This is a genomic window from Streptomyces albicerus (genome assembly GCF_008905045.1).
GTDB classification, from domain to species: domain Bacteria; phylum Actinomycetota; class Actinomycetes; order Streptomycetales; family Streptomycetaceae; genus Streptomyces; species Streptomyces albicerus.
The window spans coordinates 1-4715 of sequence record NZ_VWMY01000174.1; the positions used below are offsets into that span (position 1 = coordinate 1).

General features: G+C 74.4%; 2 protein-coding genes. Both read right to left on the bottom strand.

Annotated elements, in window-relative coordinates:
- Positions 1 to 59 precede the first annotated feature (59 nt).
- On the bottom strand, positions 60 to 1160 hold the full coding sequence (locus GAS53_RS54575) for a class I SAM-dependent methyltransferase (protein ID WP_192583728.1): 1101 nt from the start codon (positions 1158 to 1160) through the stop codon (positions 60 to 62).
- 61 nt (positions 1161 to 1221) lie between these two features.
- Positions 1222 to 4347 carry an AfsR/SARP family transcriptional regulator gene (locus GAS53_RS54580; protein WP_192583729.1) on the bottom strand — a complete coding sequence of 1042 codons (3126 nt, stop codon included), beginning with the start codon at positions 4345 to 4347 and terminating at the stop codon, positions 1222 to 1224.
- Positions 4348 to 4715 lie beyond the last annotated feature (368 nt).

The following is a 4715-nucleotide window of genomic DNA, read 5'->3' on the forward strand; positions in this document are numbered from 1 at the left end:
GGCCGGACGGTATACCGTCCGGCCCCGCCCCCACGCCGTCGTACCCCCTCATCTGTACGTCACTTGGTCGCGGCGAACACCAGGTTGAACCCGGTGTCGGCGGCCAGCTCCACCTCGCGGAAGCCCGCCTCGGTGAGCAGCGCGAGGCGCTTGGCGGGGCCGCCCTGGGTGCCGAGTCCGTAGCGGCCGGGCTGCGCCAGCGAGCCCGGAGTGCACAGCGCGGTGGAGGCGGCGAAGTCGATACGGGCCACCGGACTGCCGACGCTGTCCTCGAGCCGGTCCGTCGACCACGGTTCGACGGCGACCAGGAGTCCGCCCTCCGCGAGCACCTCGTGGGCGCGCCGCAGTGCCGCGGGCGGGTCCCCCAGGTCGTGCAGCGAGTCGAAGAACACCACGACGTCGTACGGGCCGGGGCCGATACCGTCGGCGTCGGCCACGCGGAACGACACATTGCCGGGGCTGCCCGCCTCGATGGCTTTCGCGCGGGCCTGGGCGACGGACGGCTCGTGCGCGTCGAAGCCGGTGACGGTGGACGCGGGCCAGGTCGTGCCGACCAGCAGGTCGGCCACGCCGTGGCCGCAGCCCACGTCGGCCACCCGCGCACCCCGCTCCAGCCGTTCGACGAGGCCCGGTACCGCGGGGAACCAGCTCTCCGCGATCTGGTGGACGTACGCGGTGCGGAAGAACCGCTCTATGCCGCTGAACACGCACGGGTGCTGTGCGCTGTAGTCGAGGGCGCCGTCGGTGCGGAACGCCTGTTCGAGGTCGCTCATTGCCAGGTACTGGCCCGCGATGATGTCGGCGGCACCGATGACGTAGGCGGGGGAGTCCACCATCGAGAGCACGGCCGCGTGGGCGTCGGGCAGTTCGTACGTACCGGCCGCCGAGTCGTGGACCACGTACTCGGACACGGTCTGGACCGCGAGCCACTCGGTGACCAGGCGCGGATGCAGCCCGGTCGTCTTCGCGAGGTCGGCGGCGGACAGCGGTCCGGCGCCCGTCATGGCCTGATAGAGGCCGAGCCGGTCGCCGAGGACCGTCATCGACGTGCTCGCCGCTCCGGCGAAGTCGGTCAGGAACCGGCCGAGGAACTCCTCCACCTGAGCCTCGGCGGATTCTGCGGTCTCGTCGGTCGTGGTTGCTCGGGTTGTTGTCGTCATGCGTCCACCGTGGCGGGCGCCGCTTGCTGGACGCTGGCCGGCGGCTTGCCGGGCGCTACCGCTACCGCACGGCTGTCGCGGTCTGGGCGCGCAGCGCACGTACGGCCCGTTCGGCGGCACCGGCCCGGCGGTCCTTGCGCCCCTCGGCACGGAGATCCTCCAGCAGGTCGGGGCCGAGCCGGTCCGCGATGTCCGTCCACAGGGCGGCGTGCCGGTCCCGGTCGACGCCGAACACCGCGGGCGCCAGCGAATCGCCGTCGGCGGTGGTGAGCAGGGCGGCGGCCGTGGCGTGATCGCCGAGCGCGACCAGCAACTCGGCGGTGTGCCGCAGGACCATCCAGAGCTGGGGCCACATCCCGAGACGGCGCAGGCTCTCGACGAGTTCGAGGCAGGCGGTGACGGCCTCCGCATGGCGGCCCAGCCGGATGAGCACGGCCGCCCGCCCGATCGCGGCCACTTCACGTTCGTACGTGTTGCCCTGCGCGTCGCTCTGCCGGTACGCCTCCTCGAAGTAGATCAGGGCACGGGCCGGGTGGCGTCCGGCGGCCAGCTCGCCGCGCGTGTACGTCACGAATCCGTCGAGCCGGCTCACCTCGGTGATGAGTACCTCCTCCCGCGTCAGCCATCGTTCGGCGGACTCGTGATCTCCGGAGAACTCCCTGACCAGCGCCGCGCAGCAGACAGCGGCACCGACTCCCCAGCCCGGCGCGGCCTCGTCGCGCAACAGGGCCGTGGCGTCCGCCTCGACCCCGGCGACGTCACCCCGGAACAGCCGGTTGGTCAGGCGGTAGAAGCGCCCGATCCACCGGTACGGGTGACTGCCCGGCAGTATCTCCACCGCCGCGCTGAGCAGCCTGTCCGCGGTCCGTGCGTCGCCCGTCAGCCAGGCGGCCACGCCGACCGCCACGGCGAGAACGGCCTCGGTGTCGTCGCCCGTCGTCGGGCGGGGCGGGTCCGGTACGGCGGGCTTGAGACCGCGCAGCAGGTTGAGCAAGGGAAGATCCGGGGCGTCGGCTAGCGCCATGACGGCCCTGATCCCGAGCTGCGCGGCTTCCTTCCGACGACCGGACCCGGTGAGCCAGGCCAGGGCCTGATGCGTGTTGGCCGCCTCCCGGCGGAACAGCTCCGCAGCCGCGGGGGAACGGTCGTGCCGCAGCCGGTGCACCTCCTGGGCGTGCGCGAGCATCCACCGGGCGTGCGCGGCCTGAGCCTCCTCGGCCCCCGCCGTCGCCAGATGCCCGGCGCACACATGACGTACGGTCTCCAGCAGCCAGTAACGCGGCGGCTCGGTCGAGAGATCGCAGCCGACGAGCGAGGCGTCGACCAACTCGGCGAGCAGAGCCGCCGGATTGGCCGCTCCGGGCGGCGCCAGATGGTCGATCGCCTCGGCACCGAAGCCGCCCCGGCACACGGACAGCCGGTCGAGCAGTTCCCGGGCGTCGGGATCGAGCAGCCGGCAGGACCACTCGACGGTCGCGCCGACCGCGGTCGAGCGATCGCCGCCGCGCGAGGGTTCCAGCACGCCGAGTCCCGAGGACAGACGCTCACGCAGCTGGCGCAGCCCGAACACCGCCTCCCTGTGCGCCGCCAGCTCCACGGCGAGGGGCAGCCCGTCGACCATCCGGCAGATCTCGGCGACCAGTTCGCCGGACCGCTCCGACCCTTCGGCACCTGCGCGGAAGCCGTCGCGCAGCAGGGCCGCGCGGTCGCGGAAGAGCTCCACCTGGTCCTCCTCCGGCGGCGACCCGAGCCGGACGACCCGTTCGCCGGGCACGCCCAGCCGCTGCCGTGAGGTCGCCAGCACCCGCAGGGCCGGGCACCGGGCGAGCAGCTCCACGACGAGATCACGCGCCGCCGTCAGCAGATGCTCGCAGTTGTCGAGGACCAGCAGCGCAGGGGCGCCGCCCAGCCGGTCGGCGACGGCGGTCACATCGCCCTCGGGCGCCGCCCGGAGCCTCAGGGCGGTGGCCACCGCACCGGGCGTCTCGACGGGCTTGGACGTCTCGGCGAGCTCGACCAGGTGCACGGGCTCGGACCGCTCACCCCGGGCCAGCAGCTCCAGGACCAGCCGCGTCTTGCCGACGCCGCCGGGGCCCACGACCGTCACCGCCCGGTGCTCCCGCAGGGCGGCCTCGACCTGCGCCAGCTCGGGCCCGCGCCCGACGAACCGGTCGGCGGGCCGGCGGAGGACGGGCCCGAGCGCCGGGAACGGGAGAGGGCGATCGGGCCCGGTCGCCGCCTCAGGAATCGGGCGGCCGGAGCCGGGCAGCTCAGCCGGGACGCGCTGGTCGGGCCCGGGCGGCAGATCCGGAAGGTGAGTTTCCGATGGGTGAGGTTCCGACAGGTGCGGTTCTGGTCGCCGGGCACCCAGTGAGAGATCAGCTGCGGCGTGAGGCTTCCGCCGCGGGGCGCGGAGCCCCGGATCGTCCTTGAGCAACCCCTGCTGCAGCTCGGCCAGCTCGGGACCGGGGTCCAGGCCGAACTCCTCGGCCAGCCGGTGCCGGTACGCCTCCACGGCCTCCAGCGCCTCCGCGGTCCGGCCCGTCTGGTGGCGGGCGCGGATGAACAGCAGCTGGACGCGCTCCCGCAACGGATCCGTGGCCGCGGCCTCCTCCAGGTCCGGCAGCACGCCGTCGGCCTCACCGGCCGCGAGGCGCAGTTCGAACCACTCCTCCCGCAGCTGCCTGCGCCATTCGGTCAGTCGGGCGCGCTCGGGTGCGAACGCCGCCCGGTCGGCGAGGTCCGCGAGAGGTTCACCGCGCCAGACACCGAGTGCGTCGCCGAGCAGCCGGGCGCCGTCAGCGGGGTCGTCCGCGGCGGCGGCCCGTGCCGCGGCCACCCGCCGCTCCACCCGGCCGATGTCGACCTGGCCCTCCGCCACGCTCAGCCGGTATCCCGCGGGCTCCCGTCCGATCCGGCCGGCGCCCAGCGCGCGCCGCAGCCGGGAGACGTAACTGTGCAGGTTCCCCACGGCGCCCCGCGGCGGCTCCGTCTCCCAGAGGGCGTCGATCAGTTCGGCCACCGGCACGACCCGCTGCGGCCGCAGTGCGAGCCGGGCCAGCAGCACACGCTGCGGCAGGCTCGCCAGCGGCACAGCCCGGCCTGCGACACACAGCTCGACCGGCCCCAGCAGCCCGACCTCGACCGGGCCGCCTCGCCGGCCCTCGTCCTCGCGCGTGCTCGACATCCGGCCCCCGATCTCGATCTCCTCCGCGGCCGCATCCCGCCGCCGACCCCGCCTGGCGTCCCGCCCTCGGCGTCGCAGGCAGGCCCGGGCATCCCGCCCCATCGCCGTCGGTGCCCGACATCCCGCCTCGCCGCTGCTGGCCGGGCATCTCGCTCCCGCCGCCGAGGCCTCGGGCACCTGAGCGCTCCGCTGGAAGTGCCGTTCGATACCTGCGGACCGTCCGTGGCTGGTCGCGCCCACGCGGCGGAGCCGCAAATTGACACAGCCCCGCGCCCCTTACGGGGCGCCGTACCGCACCGGACTTCACCGATCCTGCTCAGGGGCTGCCCCCTCGCCCGCCATTGTGGCCGAGGACCACGCGAAGAGGG